15 protein-coding genes (1 of these 15 running past the window's edge) are annotated in these 17,646 nt (G+C 67.2%); all 15 read right to left on the bottom strand.

Features of this window, described 5'->3' with window-relative positions:
* Positions 1-2: 2 nt before the first annotated feature.
* A complete protein-coding gene (locus ACN9M6_RS05955; RefSeq protein WP_419161995.1) occupies positions 3-137 on the bottom strand; it encodes a hypothetical protein in 135 nt (44 codons plus the stop codon).
* A complete protein-coding gene (locus ACN9M6_RS05950) occupies positions 115-1,089 on the bottom strand; it encodes a Gfo/Idh/MocA family protein (protein ID WP_419161994.1) in 975 nt (324 codons plus the stop codon). Before ACN9M6_RS05950 ends, ACN9M6_RS05955 begins: the two co-directional genes overlap by 23 nt.
* A complete protein-coding gene (gene lpxA / locus ACN9M6_RS05945) occupies positions 1,086-1,910 on the bottom strand; it encodes an acyl-ACP--UDP-N-acetylglucosamine O-acyltransferase (RefSeq protein WP_419161993.1) in 825 nt (274 codons plus the stop codon). The genes ACN9M6_RS05950 and lpxA overlap by 4 nt, the downstream gene beginning before the upstream one ends.
* Positions 1,907-3,187, bottom strand: coding sequence for a UDP-3-O-acyl-N-acetylglucosamine deacetylase (gene lpxC, locus ACN9M6_RS05940; protein WP_419161992.1), 1,281 nt, complete (start codon positions 3,185-3,187; stop codon positions 1,907-1,909). Before lpxC ends, lpxA begins: the two co-directional genes overlap by 4 nt.
* A complete protein-coding gene (gene lpxD, locus ACN9M6_RS05935; protein WP_419161991.1) occupies positions 3,184-4,245 on the bottom strand; it encodes a UDP-3-O-(3-hydroxymyristoyl)glucosamine N-acyltransferase in 1,062 nt (353 codons plus the stop codon). The genes lpxC and lpxD overlap by 4 nt, the downstream gene beginning before the upstream one ends.
* Positions 4,246-4,285: 40 nt before the next feature.
* A complete protein-coding gene (locus ACN9M6_RS05930) occupies positions 4,286-4,891 on the bottom strand; it encodes an OmpH family outer membrane protein (RefSeq protein WP_419161990.1) in 606 nt (201 codons plus the stop codon).
* A gap of 48 nt (positions 4,892-4,939) precedes the next feature.
* Positions 4,940-7,372, bottom strand: a complete 2,433-nt coding sequence (bamA, locus tag ACN9M6_RS05925) for an outer membrane protein assembly factor BamA (RefSeq protein ID WP_419161989.1) — start codon at positions 7,370-7,372, stop codon at positions 4,940-4,942.
* Positions 7,369-9,855: an ATP-dependent Clp protease ATP-binding subunit gene (locus ACN9M6_RS05920; protein ID WP_419161988.1), complete on the bottom strand. Its 2,487-nt coding sequence runs from the start codon at positions 9,853-9,855 to the stop codon at positions 7,369-7,371. Before ACN9M6_RS05920 ends, bamA begins: the two co-directional genes overlap by 4 nt.
* A gap of 69 nt (positions 9,856-9,924) precedes the next feature.
* A complete protein-coding gene (locus ACN9M6_RS05915) occupies positions 9,925-11,022 on the bottom strand; it encodes an ATP--guanido phosphotransferase (RefSeq protein WP_419161987.1) in 1,098 nt (365 codons plus the stop codon).
* Positions 11,023-11,032: 10 nt separating this feature from the next.
* Entirely contained in the window at positions 11,033-11,527 is a 495-nt protein-coding gene (locus ACN9M6_RS05910; protein ID WP_419161986.1) for a UvrB/UvrC motif-containing protein, read from the bottom strand.
* A 34-nt stretch (positions 11,528-11,561) separates the two neighbouring features.
* Positions 11,562-12,275 (bottom strand): ABC transporter ATP-binding protein, encoded by a 714-nt coding sequence (locus ACN9M6_RS05905; RefSeq protein WP_419161985.1) that lies wholly within the window; start codon positions 12,273-12,275, stop codon positions 11,562-11,564.
* Positions 12,272-13,576 carry an FtsX-like permease family protein gene (locus ACN9M6_RS05900; protein WP_419161984.1) on the bottom strand — a complete coding sequence of 435 codons (1,305 nt, stop codon included), beginning with the start codon at positions 13,574-13,576 and terminating at the stop codon, positions 12,272-12,274. Before ACN9M6_RS05900 ends, ACN9M6_RS05905 begins: the two co-directional genes overlap by 4 nt.
* Positions 13,573-15,171 (bottom strand): lysine--tRNA ligase, encoded by a 1,599-nt coding sequence (gene lysS, locus ACN9M6_RS05895; protein ID WP_419161983.1) that lies wholly within the window; start codon positions 15,169-15,171, stop codon positions 13,573-13,575. The genes ACN9M6_RS05900 and lysS overlap by 4 nt, the downstream gene beginning before the upstream one ends.
* Positions 15,168-16,278, bottom strand: a protein-coding gene (gene prfB / locus ACN9M6_RS05890) for a peptide chain release factor 2 (protein ID WP_419161982.1) whose coding sequence is annotated in 2 segments (ribosomal slippage) — positions 15,168-16,205 and positions 16,207-16,278 — 1,110 coding nt in all. Because the reading frame shifts where the segments join, the coding sequence is not laid out codon by codon here. The genes lysS and prfB overlap by 4 nt, the downstream gene beginning before the upstream one ends.
* A 97-nt stretch (positions 16,279-16,375) precedes the next feature.
* Positions 16,376-17,646 carry the 3' portion of a ribonuclease R gene (gene rnr / locus ACN9M6_RS05885; RefSeq protein WP_419161981.1) on the bottom strand. The gene runs 1,018 nt beyond the window's last position, so only the last 1,271 of its 2,289 coding nucleotides appear in the window; its start codon lies off the right edge, out of view; it ends in the stop codon at positions 16,376-16,378.

Raw genomic sequence — 17,646 nt, 5'->3', positions numbered from 1 at the left:
GTTCAGGAGACGCGGCCGAGATATGCCATCAGCATAAGCACCAGCGCGAGGAGAACCAGGAGGATCAGGGTCTTGGGCCCCCGCTTCACCGCGCCCCCGAGCTTCTTCCGCTCTTCACGAATCTTGAGCAACGACATGTACGAACTCCTCGATCTCGCGGGTAATCCGGATTGCGACTTCGAGTGCTTCCCTGCCCGCCTGTCCCGAAACCAGCCGGTTCGGTCGCCCGGCGATCGCGTCGGCGAACGCGTCGAGCTCCCGTCCGAGAGGCTCGCCGGTCTGCCCCCCCAGGGAGATGCGCTCGACGAGGCTCTCGACCCCGGTAACCTGTGACACGGCCTGCGGGTCGCGGCGCCGGTAGTGGTGCCCCGTCCCCGCCGCCAGGTCCAAGCTGAAATAGCCGGACCGCTGGAACAACCGCAATTGCCGGAGCGGCTTGAAGGAGACACGGCTGGCCGTGATGTTCGCCACCGTACCGTCCTCGAACGCGAGCCTCGCGTTGGCCAGATCGATCCAGGGCGATATGACGGGGACGCCCACCGCCCGGACTTCCGCGAGCGGCGCCTCGGTGAGCGTGAGCACAAGGTCTATGTCGTGGATCATGAGGTCGAGGATCACCGTCACGTCGGCGCCGCGGGGCTGAAACGGCGCCATGCGCAGCGACTCGATGAAACGGGGCCGTTCCAGATACGGTTCCGCCGCCAGCAGGGCCCCGTTGAAGCGTTCGACGTGTCCGACGCCGAGCACCAGCCCCCTCTCGCGCGCGAGCCCCAGCATCTCGTCCGCCTCGTCGAGACTCGAGGCGAGAGGCTTCTCGACCAGCGTATGGCACCCCGCCCCGATCGCGCCCACGGCCGCACCGTGATGGGCTGCTGTCGGCACGGCGATGACGACGGCATCGACGCTGTCGTGCAACGCCGATGCCTCCGCGAAGGCCGGCACGCCCAGACCGGCCGCGACCTCCGCCGCCCGCGCGGCGGAACGGTCGTGAACACCGACGAGCGTGAACGCGTCGCTGTGCGCGAGGAGCCCGGCGTGCGCCGCACCCAGACGCCCCACGCCCACGACGCCGGCCCGGATCCGATTCACTCGGCGGCGTCGTCCTCTTTCCGCCGGGCCCGGGTCGGAGTAATTCCCCGCGCGGAATCCCGGATGAACGCCACGAGTTCCCGCACTTCGGCATGCTCGTCGTTCGGTTCCAGGCTGTCCAGGCTTACCCGGATCGGCTTCCCGGAGCGGAAGATGGCCCGGTAGGCGGCCTGGAGGGCGCGGATGGCCTCGGGCGCGAAGCCCCGGCGCTCGAGGCCGATCCGGTTGATGCCGTACGTGCGGGTCCGGCTGCCTCCGACGAGCGTGTAGGGGGCCACGTCGCGCACGAGGCGCGCCCCTCCCCCCACCATGGCGTGCCGGCCCACTCGGGTGAACTGCTGGATCCCCGTGAGCCCGCCCACGATCGCGCAATCTCCGATCTCGACGTGACCCGCCATGGTCACTCCGTTGGTCAGGACCACATGGTCGCCGATGCGACAATCGTGCGCTATGTGCACGTAGGCCATCACGAGCGTGTCCGCCCCCACCGTCGTGAGGCCACCGGCGGCAGTGCCCCGGTTCAGCGTCGTGAACTCCCGCACGACGGTGCGTGGTCCAATTTCCAGAAACGTCCGTTCGCCGGCGTATTTCAGGTCCTGCGGGTCCGAACCCAGGACCGCACCCTTCGCGATGCGCACGTCCTCGGCCACCTTCGTGTCACGCTCGATGTATACGTGCGGACCGATACGCACCCGCTCCCCGATTTCGACATCGGGGCCAATGACCGTGTACGGACCCACACTGGCACTGGGCGCGACGCGGGCCGACGCATCGATGACCGCGGTCGCGTGCCGCCCGGGGGCGTGGCCGGTGGAGGTCAACGGTCCATGATCTGGCCCAGGATCGTGGCTTCGGCCGCGACCTTGCCTTCGACCCGGGCCACCCCTTTCAGCTTGCCTCGGCTCCCCCGCCCCTGAATCAGCTCGAGTTCGAGGCGGAGCTGGTCCCCGGGCACGACGGGCCGCCGGAACTTCACGCCGTCCACCGACAGGAAGTATATGACCTTGTCCTTGGGGTTCTCGATCCCGCCCATCAGAAGCAGACCGCCACACTGGGCCAGGGCCTCGACGATCAGCACCCCCGGCATGACGGGACGCCCCGGAAAATGCCCCGCGAAAAACGGTTCGTTGGCACTTACGTTCTTGAGGCCGACGATTCGCTTCCCCGGTTCGACCTCGAGTACGCGATCCACGAGGAGCATTGGATAGCGGTGCGGGAGAATCTTCAGAATATCGGTGACGTCCATCACCCACCCTTGTTCTGCCCCGATCCGGCTTCTGAGCCGGCGGGCGAGTTCCAGATTGCCGTGATGTCCCGGCCGTTCCGCGATCACATGACATTGCAGCCTCGCGCCCACGAGGGCGAGGTCGCCGACGACATCGAGGATCTTGTGGCGTACGAATTCGTCCGGGAAACGTAGTTCCTGACCGGCCATCAACCCGTCCCGGGACAGGACGATTGTATTCCGGTGAGAGGCCCCGAGCGCCAGGCCTCGCGCCTGAAGTTCCTCGCGCCAGGCCGACAGCCCGAACGTGCGCGCCGGCGCGATCTCGCGCATGAAGGGCCCGGTGTCGAGTTGTGCGCTTGCGAACTGCCGCCCGATGAGGGGGTGGTCGAAGTCGATGCTCGCGGACACGCGCCAGGACTTCGAGGGCAGGACAACGTATCGGGCCTCGCCGACCTCGAAGTGAAAGGGATCCCGCACACGCAAGCGCGTGGCCTCCGCTTTCTGGGCGAGTTCTCCCGCCTCCAGCAGAAGGTCGCACCACGGCGCCGCGCTCCCATCCAGAGCCGGCGGCTCCGGTCCGGAGATGTCGAGCCACAGGTTATCGAGGTGTAGCCCGTGCGCGGCGGCCAGCAGGTGCTCGACGGTGCGCACGACCGCCTCCCCCCGGCGGAGGGCTGTCTCGCGATAGACCGAATCCACCGCGTCCACCGTGGCCGGGATCTGGGGGGCGCCGGCCAGATCGGTGCGCCGGAAGCGCAGGCCGGTGTGCTCGGGCGCCGGGCGTAGTGTGACGACCGAGGCCTCGCCCGTGTGCAGACCGTGCCCGCGGGCCTCGACGGCCCGTGCGATCGTCCGCTGATTCTCCGTCAAGCGGTCCCGTCGTCCGCCGGCTCCTCCGCACCACTCCGCGCGAGCCCCTGCCGCCGCTCGAGCCGGGCGACGCGCTGGACGAGCTGTGGCAGCTTCCGCGTGTGGGCGATGGCCTTCATCCACGACCGCCGGGGCTGAGCCGGCGTGCCCCCGTGCGTCGCGCCTGGCGGCACGTCTCGAATCACTCCGGATTGCGCCGCGATCCGCGCACCGGGGCCAATCTCGAGGTGGCCGATGATACCGGCCTGCCCGCCGAGCTGCGCCCCGGCGCCGATCCTCGTGCTGCCCGCGATGCCGACCTGGGCAATGATCAGACAGTCGCTCCCGATGAGGACGTTGTGACCGACATGGACGAGGTTGTCCAGTTTCGTCCGGTCTCCGATCCGGGTTTCGTCGAGCGCGCCGCGGTCGATCGTACAGTTCGCTCCGATCTCGACGTCGTCGCCGATCACGCACCCGCCGATCTGGGGGACCTTGTGCGCCCCGGATGGCCCCGGCGCGTACCCGAAGCCATCTGTCCCGATACGGGCCCCCGCGTGCACCCGTACGCGGTCTCCGATCTCGACTGCATGCAGGATGGAGACGGCGTGCCCGATCCGGCAGTCCTCGCCGACACGGGCCCCCCGCCCGATCAGTGTCCCGGGGCCCACGTGCGTGCCCCGGCCGATCCGCGCACCGTCTTCGACCACCACGCCCTCGGCCAGCGACACGGATTCTCCGATCCGGGCGCCCGTGCCGATACGGGCCGACGGATGGAGTCCGGGTTGCGGCTCGGGCTCGGGGTGGAACAGCCTCACGATCCTGGCGAAGCAGAGCTGTGGATTGTCGACCTTCAGGACGCTGAAGCGGGCCCCCGGGCAGTGGAAGCTCCGCGGGGCCAGGACGGCCCCGGCCTCGGTCCCCTCGACCGCGTTCCGCATCGCTTCCCGGGCGAAGAAGGTGAGATCTTCGGGACCTGCAACTCCGAGCGAGGCGACCCCGCTGAGCAACCTGTCAGGGTCGCCTGCTATCTCGGCGTTCAGACGACGTGCGAGGTCGGAGACCGTGAAGGCCGGCATTCGCCGAGGCGAGCCCCGCTCCTGGGCGGCCCGCGACCGGTTAGCCGCCCGACGCGGACGCGGGGATGTCGACGCCGAGCCGCTCGAGCACGGCACCCGTGATGTCGAGCGAAGCGTCTGCCGCGACCACGCCGGACTCGGTGATGTCGAGCACGATAGAGTAACTCCGCTCCGCGCGGAGATCCTCGATCACCTGGGTGATGCGCTCGAGGATCGGCGCGAGCAGCTCCGTCCGCCGCCGCTCGGACTCCTGGATGAGTTCCTGCTGTCGCGCGGCGGCTCCCTCCCGTTTGGCCAGGATCTCCTGCTGTTTCTGCTGACGGCCGGCCGGATCGAGCAGCGACTCCTGCTGCTGGTATGCCGTGAGGAGAGAGTCGATCTCCGCCGCCAATCCCTCCAGCTCCCGGTCGAAATCGGTGCTGACGCGCAGGAACGCCGCCTGGGCCGAATCGGCGCCGGGGGCGATGGGGAGGATGGCCTGCGTGTTCACGAAGACGAGCGTCGTCCCCTCGGGAGGCAGTGGGGCAGCTCCCGGCAAGGACGGCGCCCCCGCCTGCTGCTGCGCGCCCACAGGCGCCGCCACCAGCAGGCCGAGCGCCAGCCCGCGGATGACCGCCGGGAACGCGCCCCTATGGATCCAATGCATGTGAGATATCCCTTGTCGGTCCAGTACGCTGAGCGTTGCCACGGGCAGCTAGAACACCCGTCCGAACTTGAAGTGCAACTGCCAACCCGGGTTCGGTCGACCCAGGACATCGCGACGATCGAAACCATACGCGTAATCGAGCCCCAACGGCCCGAAGGGGGTTACGAGGCTCGCACCGATGCCCGCCCCCACCAGCAGATCCGTCGGATTCACCTGGCTTGCGTCCTGCCAGACGTTCCCCGCATCCAGAAATGCGCTCGTGAAGATGTTACTTGTGAGCTTGATCCCGAAAGTCACGCCTGTCCTGAAGAACGACTCCCCCACCCGGTCCAGGTCGCTGAACGGCGCATCGTCCGGGATGTGTCCGGACGGGGTGACGGACGCCTCATCGTACCCGCGGAGCTGGATGCCCGCCTGCGTGCCGCCCACATAGTATCGCTCGGTGAAGAACGGATTGCGGCCCAGGATGAGCCCGGTCTCGAAGCTGAGGCCGAAGGTCAGTTCGATGGGCGGGCTCGTACTTCCGGGTCCCCCGCCGATCTGGCCCACCGGCACGAACCACTCGCTCGTGAGGTCGATCTTCTGGTAGTTGCCGTCGCCTCCCAGGAACCCGCCTGTGTGTCGGAACGCGAGCTGGTTCCGGGCCCCACTCGTCGGGAAAATCGGGTTGTTGCGGCTGTCCTGCACGAGACGCCCGGAGAACGTCGAACGAGTCCCGGAGAAGAGCGAGAACCGTCGCCCGACCACATTCGTCGTGTCGAGCCCGCGCACGTCGTCCGCGAACAGCGAATACCCGACGAACACGCGCGTCGAGCGGAGGCCGAGGATCGGCGTGCCGAACTCGGTGAGACCACCCGTCTGCCGGCGGTCGCCGAGGCTGAAACCGGTGAACTGGTCGCGCGAACTCCTGAGTGAAACCGTGCCCGAGTAGTGGCTCCCAAGAAGTTCCGGATCGGCATAGCTGATATCGAGGTCCTGCTGCCGCCGACCGAAGATCCAGCGGAAACTCCCTGTCTTCGCGAGCCCGAACAGGTTCGGCTGAGAGTATCCGATGAATCCTGCCAGGCCCGTGAAGCCCGAGGCGGTGATCCCGAAGTTCAGCGTTCCGGTCTGCTTCTCCTGCACCCGAAGCCCGATGTCGATGTCGCCGTCCGGTCGCGGGCGGATGTTGATCGCCTCGTCGGGCGGGAGCGGCTCGAAGAAGTTGAGACCCTGGATCGCCTGGAAAGACTGGATCAGGCGCTCCTGCGAGTAGACGTCGCCGGGGAAGACGAACAGCCGGTTCCGTATCACGCGGTCGTGCGTCGCGGTGTTCCCCTCGATCGAAATCTCACGGATGTAGCTGCGTTGGCCCTCGTCGATGATGAGGTGCGCCGTCACCCGGGGCTGCTCGCCCTCGGCCACCTCGACGCGCCGCACGTCCGGTGAGATCCGCGATGCCAGATACCCGTTGTTCCGGTACATGTCGCCGAGATCCGCCGGCGAAGCGTAGAAGGCCGTGAAGTTGAAGGGCGGATAGTCTTCCTCGTCGCGGGCTTCGTGCTGGCCGCGTCGCACGATGGGCTCGATCGCTGCCAGCGGGAAGGCCCGGTTTCCCGTGATGCGCAAGTCCTCGAGCAGATACTGTTCACCCTCGCGCACCTGGATCTCGATGCGGCCTTTCCCCGTGACGCGGTCGGAGACGACCGTGTCCTCGAGCACCTCGAAATCCAGGTAGCCGTTCGAGCGATAGAACTCCGGCAGTCGCTCCGTCAGGTCGCGGCGGAATTCGTCCTTCTTGAGTTCGCCCGAATCGAACCAGAAGAACCCTTCCTCGTCCGTTGCGATCGCCGCGCGCAGTTCCGCGTCGGTGAACGCGTCGTTCCCGTCGAAGGTGATCGCCGTGACGCCGAGTCTCGGCCCTTCGTCGACATCGAACACGACGAGGAAGTCGGGGGGAAACGCCGGATCCGGCCGGATAAGCGTGTCCACGCTCGCGGTCGGGAACCCCTCGTTCGAGAGGAGGTCCAGCATGGTGACGCGGGCCCGGGCGATCCGGTGCGGATCCAGCGGACTGTTGTTCGTGAGGCCGACGGTGTCGCGGATGACATCCTCTCCCACCCGTTCGAGCCCCCGAAAGGCGTACTGCGTGATGTAGGGTCGCTCCTCGACACCGATATAGAAGACGCCCCGTTCGGGATCGTCGGAATCCGCCACGCCGACGTGCACAAATGAGAAGTCGCCCGAACTGAACAGGCGCCGGATGGCGTCCTGGATCTGAGGCTGGCGCACGACGTTCCCCGGGCGGAGCCCGCTCCGCGTGATGATGATGTTTGCCGAGTGGCGGCGGTTCCCGACGACCACGACCGAGTCGACCCGGACGGAGAACTGGTCGAGGCCCGTCGTCTGGGCGGCCGCCGGACGGACGGCCGCGGCCGCGAGAATCGCCCCCAGAAGCGCCACTCCGCTCGCCGCTGCGGCGGGCGGCGGCCGCTGTCTCATGTTGCCGAAGAAGGTGTGGGCGTGACGAACACCAGGGAATCCTCGTCCGCGGAGATGTCGACCGAGATCTGGTCTCCGGGCTCGAAATCGGCCATCAGGATCCGCTCGGAGAGCGCGTCCTCGACGTGCCGTTGGATCGTCCGCTTGAGCGGCCGCGCGCCGAACTTCCTGTCGTAGCCTCGGTCGACCAGAAAACGGACCGCAGCGTCGCTCAGCTCCAGCGTGAGCCCTTCCTCCGCGAGGCGGTTCTGCACATCCCTCAGCTGGATGTGCACGATGTCGCCGAGCTGTTCCTTGGTGAGGGGATGGAAGACGATCGTCTCTTCCACCCGGTTGAGGAACTCCGGCGTGAACACGCGGTCGATCTCGTCGGAGACCCGGTCCTTGATCCGCTCGTAGTCGAAGCCGTTCGATTCGCTTGTAAAGCCCAGCCGCGTGGACGAGCCGATGTCCCGGCTCCCCACATTCGACGTCATGATGACGACCGTGTTCTTGAAGTCGATCACGCGGCCGTAGTTGTCGGTGAGCCGACCCTCGTCGAGGACCTGAAGCAGGATGTTGAATACGTCCGGGTGCGCCTTCTCGATCTCGTCCAGGAGGACCACGCTGTACGGCCGCCGCCGGATGGCTTTGGTCAGCGCGCCCGAGTCGTCGTAGCCGACGTATCCCGGTGGTGCTCCGATGAGACGGCTCACCGAGAACTTCTCCATGTACTCCGACATGTCCACGCGCACGAGCGCCCTGTCGTCAACGAACAGGAAACGGGCGAGCGCGCGGGCGAGTTCGGTCTTCCCCACGCCCGTCGGACCGCAGAAGATGAAGCTTCCGATGGGGCGGTCGGGATCCTTCAGACCCGCCCGGCCACGTCGGATCGCGCGGCTGACCGCCTCGATCGCCTCATCCTGACCGACGACGCTCTCGTGAAGTTCGTCCTCCATTCGAAGCAGGCGTTCGGTCTCGGCCTCCTTGAGGCGCGTCACCGGGATCCCCGTCCACCGGCCGACGATGAAAGCGATCTCATCCTCCCCGACGGTGGGGCGGAAATTGGCCTGGGCACGCTCCCATTCGTCGCGCCGGCGCTTGATCTCTTCCTGGACTTCCTTCTCGCGGTCTCGCAGGTCGGCTGCGCGCTCGAAGTCCTGATCGCTTATGGCCGCGTCCTTCCACGCCGCGAGTTCCTCGAGTTTCGCCTGGAACTCCTGCACCTCGGCCGGCGGCACCTGTGCGGCGAGTCGCGCGCGGGCCCCGGCCTCGTCGATCACGTCGATGGCCTTGTCCGGGAGGAAGCGGTCCGTGATGTAGCGCTCCGCCAGCCGTGCGGCCGCCACGAGCGATTCATCAGGGACCTCCACGCTGTGGTGGTCCTCATAGTACTTCCGCAGACCCTTCAGGATCTCGACGGTCTCGTCGATGGTGGGAGCTTCGATGATCACGGTCTGGAAGCGGCGCTCCAGCGCCCCGTCCTTCTCGATGTACTTGCGGTACTCGTTGAGGGTCGAGGCGCCCACGCACTGGAGTTCGCCGCGCGCGAGCGCCGGCTTGAGCATGTTCGAAGCGTCGATCGCACCCTCGGCGGCGCCCGCGCCGACGAGGGTATGCAACTCGTCGATGAACAGGATCACACCGGTCGCCTGCGACGTCTCGTTAACGATCGCCTTGAGCCGCTCCTCGAACTGGCCTCGGTACTTGGTGCCGGCGATCACGGCGGCCATATCGAGCGCCAGCACGCGGTGCTTCTTCAGGCTGTCGGGCACGTCGCCTCGCTCGATGGCCTGGGCGAGCCCCTCGACGATCGCGGTCTTGCCGACGCCCGGCTCGCCGATGAGCACGGGGTTGTTCTTCTTGCGCCGCGAGAGCACCTCCATCATGCGCTCGATCTCGGCCAGCCGCCCGATGGTGGGATCGAGCTTGCCCTGGCTCGCGAGCTGCGTGAGGTCGCGGCAGAAGTGGTCGAGCGCCGGGGTCTTGGACTTCCGGTCGCCCTTGGTGCCGGTGCTGGCGGGGTCGGTCACCGAAGCCGCCGTTGACGTGCCGCCGGCCGGCATGTCGGTGCCGAGCAGCTTGAGCGTTACCGTCCGCGCGCCGTCCAGGCCGATCCCGGCTTCGCCGAGGACTCTGGCCGCGAGGCCCTTGTCCTGTCGGAGGAGGCCGAGCAGCAGATGTTCCGTGCCCACGTAGCTGTGGTTGAGTTCCTTCGCCTCGGCCATCGCGTGCTCGAGCACTTTTTTCGCGCGCGTCGTATAGGGCAGCTCCCCGATGGACGAGGCGCTCTTCCCCGGGCGGACGTTCGTTTCGATAAGCTGATTCAGTTGTTCGAGGTCGGCGGACAGGTTGGCGAGCACCGCCGCGGCGACGCCCTCGCCTTCCCGAATCAGGCCGAGCAGGATGTGTTCCGTGCCCACGTAGTCGTGTTTGAGGCGGATGGCCTCTTCGCGCGCCATGGCGAGCACTTTCCGAACCCGGTCCGTGAAGTTGTAGTTCATCCGCGCCTCATGTGGCCTCGACGGTTGTCAGCCGCCCCTGCCAGGTGGGTTGTCTCACCGCTCGCGGTGCTAAGGCCGGGTCTCGTCGCGGGCTGCCAAGGCTTCTCGAACGTACCGCGCGCGGAACGCATCCGCATCCGTTTCATCGAGCCGGCGGCGCGCCGCACGCGCAAGGTGCGCGGTCTGGGCGTGGATCATCATGCGGCTGATCACCTCTACACGAGGCGTCTTCAGAAGTTTCAGCGAAACCCCGAGGCGTATGCCGGAGAGCAGGTTCATCATCTCCTCGAACGGCAGGCTGCGCGCATGGCGCAGGATCCCGTACGCCCGCCACACCTTGTCCTCGAGGACGTTCGGCGCCTCCCTCAGAAGAACGGAGCGGGCCTGTTTCTCGTACCCGATCACGCGGTCGACCAGACGTTCGAGTTGATCGATCAGGTCCTCCTCGGTCTTGCCCAGGGTGGTCTGGTTGGAGATCTGGAACAGATTCCCGACGATCTTCGAGCCTTCTCCATATAGACCCCGGTAGGTGACGCCGAGTTGCCCCATACCCTCCAGCACTTTCCGAATCTGCCGGGTGAGGACGAGGCCGGGAAGGTGAATGAAGACGGATGCCCGCAGACCGGTGCCGACATTCGTGGGACAGGACGTGAGGAATCCGAACTCGTGGTGGAAGGCGTACGGCAGCCGCGCCCCCATCTCTTCGTCCAGCTGGTCGACCTCGCGCCATGCCGCGGAGAGCTGGAAACCCGCCCTCAGCGCCTGGAGGCGCAGGTGATCCTCCTCGTTCACCATGAACCCCAGCGCACGAGCGCGGGCGAGGGCGAGCCCGGCGCCCCGGCGGGGCGTGCCGGCGGGACCGCTGATGAGTTCCTTGCTCACGAGCCTCCGCTCGAGGAGCAGCAGGCGGTCGAAGGCGTCGAGGTTCGCGATCTCCCAGAAGTCGACCTCATCGAGGACCCCGGCGCCCGCGGCGGCCTCCCGTGCCTTGTCCAGCAGGATCTCGCGCTCCTCACCGGTCGCGTGCGAGGAGAACGAATACCCCTGGATATTGCGGGCGAGGCGGACGCGGCTCGAGACGACGATGTCGTTGTCCGGCCCCGGCTCCTCGATCCAGGCGAGGCCGTGGTCGCCGATGGGCGAGCCCGCGCGAAGCTCCTCCGTCACGATACCCCCCTCAAGATGCCTCCGTCAGTACGTGGATCTCATCTCGCAGGTCCGCCGCCGATTCGAAGTCCTCGATCTCGACCGCGCGTTCGAGCCGCCGCCTGAGCGTGGACAGGCGCACATGAGCGGGGTCGGTGTCGAGGGCGGTGCTCACGTACACCTTTCCCATGTGCTGCCAGGCGCCGTGTACGCGACGCAGCAGCGCGCGCAGCTGCCGGTCGAACTGCACGTAGCACTGAGGACAGCCGAGGCGTCCCGACTTGCGGAATTCGGCCGCCCCGGTCCCGCAGTACTCGCACGCTTCGCCGCCGGCCTCGAACAGGGTGTCGCCGGCGCCGCCGCCGAGGTGCGCGAGGAGATCGGCGATCGGGGGCGAGCCGCTGCCGACCGAGACGCCCTTGAGGGTGGCGCAGGTCGAGCAGAGGTTGACCGTGCGCATCTCGTTTTCTTCGATCTCGGTGAGCGTGATCTTCGCCTTTCGCTCCCCGCAGTTCTCGCAATCCATCGTCGTTCTCCGTTGCGCCGCCCGGGCGCTCCGATCATGTCTCGAAGAGTTCGCCGCCCTCGAGGCGCAGTACACGGGCGGCCCGGCCGGCCAGCTCGCGGCTGTGCGTCACGACGATCAGCGCTGTCTCGTGCCCGTCGATCAGCTCGAACAGCAGGTCGTGCAGCCTCAGCGTGGTTTCGGCGTCGAGATTCCCCGACGGCTCGTCCGCAAGCACGAGCGGGGGGGCGTTGGCGAGAGCCCGCGCCACCGCCACACGCTGCTGCTCGCCGCCCGAGAGCCGTCTTGGCCGATGGCTTGCCCGCTCGGCCAGCCCCACCTGCGCCAACAGCTCCGAGGCTCGCGCCGCCGCCTCCTCCGGCGAAGCGCCGGCAATCAGCTGAGGCAGCATCGCGTTCTCCAGCGCCGTGAAATCTCGCAGCAGGTGATGGAACTGGAAGACGAACCCGACGAACCGGTTCCGCAGTTCGGCCAGCCTCCCCTCCCCGAGCTCGGACACACGGTCGCCTCCCAGCCACACATCGCCCCGCGTCGGTTTGTCCAGGGCACCGAGCAAATGTAGCAGCGTCGACTTCCCCGACCCACTGGGACCCACGATCGCAACCGAGTCTCCGCGGGCCACGTCAAGGTCGATCCCCTTCAGTACCGGGATCAGGCCGCCGTCGGGACTCGAGAAGGTACGGGCCAGCCCGCGCGCCTCGACCGCGGGCGGTCGCGCCTCCTGCGTCTCCACCAGTGTGGCCGTCATTCGTGCCTGATGGCGTCGACCGGCGTCAGCGCGGCGGCTTTGCGCGCCGGGTAGATCGTGGCCAGGTACGAGATGAGTACAGACCCGAGGAGGATCAGCGTCACGTCGAGCGGCGCAAGCGAAATCGGAAGCCGGTCGAGGAAATACACGTCGCTGGGGAGCGTGATGAACTGGTAGCGGCTCAGCGCCCAGGCGAGGAGCGCTCCGAGCGTGCCCCCGATGGCGGTGCCGACGACTCCGATGAACAGCCCCATGTTCGTGAACACCTTCCCGACTCCGCGGGCGGTGACCCCCATCGAGCGCAGGATCCCGATCTCGCGCGTGCGGTCGGCGACCATCATCACGAGCGTCGAGATGATATTGAAGGAGGCGACGAGGACGATGAGCGTGAGGACGACAGCCATCCCGAGCTTCTCGAGCCGCAGCGCGGAGAAGAGGCTCTGGTTGAGTTCCTGCCAGCCCTCGACCCGGTACGGCCACCCGAGCCCCTCCTCGAGCCGTGCGGACACCTCTGTCGCCTGCCAGGGGTCGCGAACGTCGAACTCGATGCCCGTCACCCCCTCGCCGAGACCGAGCAGAGCCTGGGCTTCCTCGAGTGCGACCATCACAAGTTCGTCGTCGTACTGATAGAGCCCGGTCTGGAAGACGCCCGTCACCTCGAACTGTTTGAGCGCGGGCGAGAAGCCGACTGCGGAGAGCGGCGCATTCCGGGGCGACGCCACGGTGACGAGCTTGCCTTCATAGAGGCCGAGCTGCTGCGCGAGCCCCCGACCCACTACGATGCCGGGTTCCCCCGACTCGGTCGGCCCGAACGGGGGCCCGCCGACGACCAGGTGCTCCAGCAGCCCTGCGATCCGTGTCCCGGCCGAGTCACCTGAAATGCCGCGCATCGCGCTGGCCTTGTGGTAGTCGTCGCCCGCGTTGAGCAGGATCTCGGTGAAGACAAATGGAGAGGCGGAAACCACGTCCTCGTCCGCCCGGACGCGGTCGAGGACGATCTCCCAGTCGTCCATCCGGAAGCCCGTCTCGAGCTCCATCACGTGCGCGTGCGGGCCGCCGCTCAGGATCCGGTCCCGGAGGCTCTCCTGGAGCCCGTTGAGCACACCGATCACAACGATGAGGGCCATGACGCCCACGGCCACTCCGCCGACGGCAAGGCTCGAGATGAAGGTGACGAGCCTGGAATCGTGCTCGTCGACCGTCCGGTTACCGCCAAAGGGGCGCCACGACAGACGCCGTCCGGTACCCCGGAGGTAGCGTCGCGCGATGAAGCGCTCGAACCGGCCCCCTTCCCCGCTCACGAGGTTCCCTCTTCGGGCCGGAGCATGGGGAACAGCACGACATCGCGGATCGAGGTCTGTCCGGTCATCAGCATCACGAGGCGGTCGATCCCGAGCCCGAAACCCCCGGTCGGAGGCAGCCCATACTCCAGCGCCCGCACGTAGTCTTCGTCGATCTCCATCGCCTCCTGATCGCCGGCCTCCCTCAGGCGCTGCTGCGCCGCGAAGCGGTTCCACTGGTCGATTGGGTCATTGAGTTCGCTGAACGCGTTCACCAGTTCGAACCCGCACACGATGGCCTCGAACCGCTCGGCCAGCGCCGGCTCGCCCCGCTTCGGCTTCGCGAGCGGACTCATCTCGATTGGGTGGCCGTACACGAAGACCGGATCCGTGATCCGGTCTTCCACCAGATCCGAGAACAGCGTGTCGAGCAACTGCAGGCGGGAGAGGTCGTCGGAGTCGGCCCGTCCCACCTGTTTGGCGAGCGCCCGGAGTTGGTCGTCTCCCGCCGTCCAGAGATCGAGACCCGTCGCCTCCGCGAAGGCCTCGTCCCATCGGATGCGGCCCCAGGGGGCGGTGAGGTCCACCTCCGTCCCGTCGTACTCGAACCGGGTCGTGCCCATCACCTCCCGCGCCACGTCGCTCACCATCGTCTCGGTGAGGCGCATCACGTCCTCGTAATCCGCGAACGCGAAGTACAGCTCCAGCATCGTGAACTCGGGGTTGTGCGTGCGGTCGATCCCCTCGTTCCGGAAGTCGTGCCCGATCTCGTACACGCGGTCCAGGTTTCCGACAATGAGGCGCTTGAGATAGAGCTCGTCGGCGATGCGCAGGAACATCTTCCGGTCCAGGCTGTGGTGGTGCGTGGAGAACGGTCGCGCCAGCGCGCCACCGTAGAGCGGCTGGAGCACGGGCGTCTCGACCTCCAGGAAGCCGCGCGCGTCGAGCCAGTTGCGGAAAGCGGTCGTCAGGCGACTCCGGATCCGGAACACCTTCCGGACCTCCGGGTTGACCGCCAGATCGGCAACCCGCTGCCTGTAGCGCGCGGCCTGGTCGCTGAACCCGCTGTGCACGATGCGACGGCCATCTCCGGTGATCTCCTCCTTGCCGAAGGGCAGCGGGCGGAGGGTCTTCGCCAGGAGCGTGAGGGATTCAGCGCGCACGGTGACCTCTCCGCGCCGTGTGCGGAACACCGCCCCCTCGACGCCGACCCAGTCCCCGAGGTCGAGCAGGTCCATGAGGGCCGGTCCCTCGCCACCAAGGAGGTTCCGCCTCAGGTGGATCTGCAGCCGTCCGTCGCGGTCCCCCATGTGGGCGAAGGCGCTGCCTCCGAGGTCTCGGTAGGAGAGGATGCGGCCCGCGACGCGGACCCCTTCGAGTTCCGCCGCACCGTCCCCGGCTTCCTCCAGCCGTTCGAAGGCCGCGAACGCTTCGTGCAGATCGTGGGAACGGTCGAAGGTGTAGGCGTAGGGGTCTACACCCAGCTCACGCAGCCGGGCGAGCTTGGCGAAGCGGTCCCTGATCGGCTTCGGGCGCTCCTCGGATGCGTACCAACAGGAGACGCAGACCCCGTCGCGGAGTCCAGGCGTCGAGGCGCCGCACGATGGGCAGTTCATGCGTTCGTCTTGCCGGCTTCCTGAAGGTAACCCTGGATGAAGTCGTCGATATCGCCGTCGAGCACCGCATCGACGTTGCCGACTTCGATGTTCGTGCGATGGTCTTTCACCATCTTGTACGGCTGCAGGACGTACGAGCGGATCTGCCGTCCCCACTCGATCTTCGTCTTCGATCCCTCCAGTTCGGCACGCCGAGCTTCCCGCTCTTCGACCGCCCGCTGATAGAGGGCGGCCTGAAGCATCTTCATGGCCTTGGACTTGTTCTTGTGCTGGCTGCGCTCCTGCTGGCAGGAGACGACGATCCCGGTCGGCAGGTGCGTGATGCGCACGGCGGAGTCGGTCTTGTTCACGTGCTGGCCGCCGGCCCCGGAAGCCCGGAAAGTGTCGATCCGCAGCTCTTCCTCGTTCACCGCGATTTCGATGTCATCGTCCACCACGGGGTAGACGAAGACCGAGGCGAAGGAGGTATGGCGGCGGCTCTGCGAGTCGAATGGCGAGATCCGCACGAGTCGGTGGACCCCACGCTCGGCCGACAGATACCCGTAGGCGAACTGGCCGTCTACGTCGAGCGTGGCCGACTTGATCCCCGCCTCTTCCGCCGGGAGCAGGTCCATGATCTCGACGTCGTAGCCGTGCTGCTCGGCCCAGCGCATGTACATCCGCATCAGCATCTGGGCCCAGTCCTGCGACTCGGTGCCCCCGGCACCCGGGTTGATCGTGACCAGCGCGCCGCGGTGCGCGTCCTCACCTCTAAGCATGTTGCGGGACTCGAGTTCGGCGGCGTCCTTCTCGGCCGCGGTCAGCCCCGCCTCGAGCTCCGCGTTCAGCTCCGCGTCGCGTTCCTCCTCAAGCAGGGCCACCATCTCGAGCAGGTCATCCACACGTGAGGAGTCGGCGGTCCACGGCCGGGTCCAGCTCTTGAGGCGATTGGCCTCGCCGATGACCTGCTTCGCCTCGTCGCGGTCATTCCAGAAACCCGGGGCCGCCATCCGCTCCTCGAGTTCGGCGATGCGCTTCAGCTTCGCGGAGATCTCAAAGATACCCCCGTAGCTCATCGAGCCGGCCTCTGAGCGCCTCGGCGCGCTCCTTCTGTTTCGCGAGTTCCATCGGTTCTGTCGCACCCCTCCGCACGTCTCGGTGTGGCTCGGCGGCCCGGGGCCAATAGACCACGTTTCCTCGCGGAAGGCGAACTTTCCCGCCGCCCTCATACGAGGTCGAAGTGGATCCTCCGTTCCTCGCGGTCCACGCGAACCACCCGGACTTCGACGGGGTCGCCGAAGCGGTATGTCTTCCGGGTGCGGCGCCCTCGGAGCGTGTGTTTCGTCTGGTCGTGTACGTAATAGTCGCCGGCCAGACTGCTCACGTGCACCAGCCCCTCGATGTCATACTCATCAAGCCTGACGAAGAGCCCGAAACCGGTGACCCCGCTGATCACGGCCTCGAAGTGATCGCCGACATGCCGCTCCATGAATTCGACCTTCTTCAGGTCGACCGAGTCGCGCTCCGCCCGGGCGGCCGTCTCCTCGCGCTGCGACGAATGACGCGCCGTCGCCTCGAGCCATTCGCGGTTGATCTTCCGGGCGGATCCCGGCGCCTCCAGCCACCGGCCAAGCTGCCGGTGTACCACCAGGTCCGGATAGCGGCGGATCGGCGACGTGAAGTGGAGATAGGCCGGAGACGCGAGCCCGAAATGGCCGTCGTTGCTCGTCGCATAGCGCGCCCTGGCGAGGCTCCTCAGGACCTGCATGGAAACGATCGGCTCCTCGACCCGACCCTTCACCGCGTCGAGCAGTCGCTGGAAGTCGATCGGCTGAGGGTTCTTCTTCGGGAAGGAGAGACCGAACTCTCCGGCCAGGAGCTGCAGCGCCTCGAGCTTCTCCCGGTTCGGCTCCTCGTGGATGCGGTAGAGCACCGGCACGGCCTTCTCGATGGCCCAGCCCGCCACCGCCTCGTTCGCCGCGATCATCAGGTCTTCAACCAGCATGTGAGCGGCAAGACGCTCTCGGCGCCGGACATCGACCGGCGCCCCCTCGTCGTCGAGCACGACATGTGACTCCGGGAGATCGAAATCCAGGCTCCCGCGCACTCGCCGCCGCTCGCGGAACGCCCGACTCACGCGGAGCAGGCCCCGCAGGTCGTCACCCAGCGCCGGGTCCCTGCGCGTGGCCGGCGTCTCCCGGCCCTCGAGGATGTCCTGCGCCTCCTCATACGACAGTTTGTGCGCGCTCCGGATGACGGCGCGGGCAAACCGGGCATGTTCGACGGCACCCGCCGCATTGACCCGGATGAAGGCCGCCAGCGTCAGCCGGTCCTCGCCCGGTACGAGCGAGCAGAGGTCGCTCGACAGCGAATGCGGGAGCATGGGCAGCACCCGGTCGACCAGATAGACGCTCGTGCCCCGCTCCCAGGCTTCGCCATCGATCTCGTCGCCCTCGCGAACGTAGTGTGACACGTCCGCGATATGGATCCCGATCC

The sequence above is a fragment of the Candidatus Palauibacter sp. genome, assembly GCF_965197445.1.
Classification (GTDB): Bacteria; Gemmatimonadota; Gemmatimonadetes; order Palauibacterales; family Palauibacteraceae; genus Palauibacter.
Note: the sequence above shows the minus strand (reverse complement) of the source record. Positions and strands in the feature narration are given on the sequence as shown.

Excerpts from the sequence above, each read along its gene's own strand:
- ACN9M6_RS05905 (WP_419161985.1), bottom strand. The coding sequence starts at position 12,275 with ATGACGGCCACACTGGTGGAGACGCAGGAGGCGCGACCGCCCGCGGTC.
- ACN9M6_RS05910 (WP_419161986.1), bottom strand. The coding sequence starts at position 11,527 with ATGGATTGCGAGAACTGCGGGGAGCGAAAGGCGAAGATCACGCTCACC.
- lpxD (WP_419161991.1), bottom strand. The coding sequence starts at position 4,245 with ATGCCGGCCTTCACGGTCTCCGACCTCGCACGTCGTCTGAACGCCGAG.
- ACN9M6_RS05955 (WP_419161995.1), bottom strand. The coding sequence starts at position 137 with ATGTCGTTGCTCAAGATTCGTGAAGAGCGGAAGAAGCTCGGGGGCGCG.
- ACN9M6_RS05920 (WP_419161988.1), bottom strand. The coding sequence starts at position 9,855 with ATGAACTACAACTTCACGGACCGGGTTCGGAAAGTGCTCGCCATGGCG.
- bamA (WP_419161989.1), bottom strand. The coding sequence starts at position 7,372 with ATGAGACAGCGGCCGCCGCCCGCCGCAGCGGCGAGCGGAGTGGCGCTT.
- ACN9M6_RS05930 (WP_419161990.1), bottom strand. The coding sequence starts at position 4,891 with ATGCATTGGATCCATAGGGGCGCGTTCCCGGCGGTCATCCGCGGGCTG.
- lysS (WP_419161983.1), bottom strand. The coding sequence starts at position 15,171 with ATGAACTGCCCATCGTGCGGCGCCTCGACGCCTGGACTCCGCGACGGG.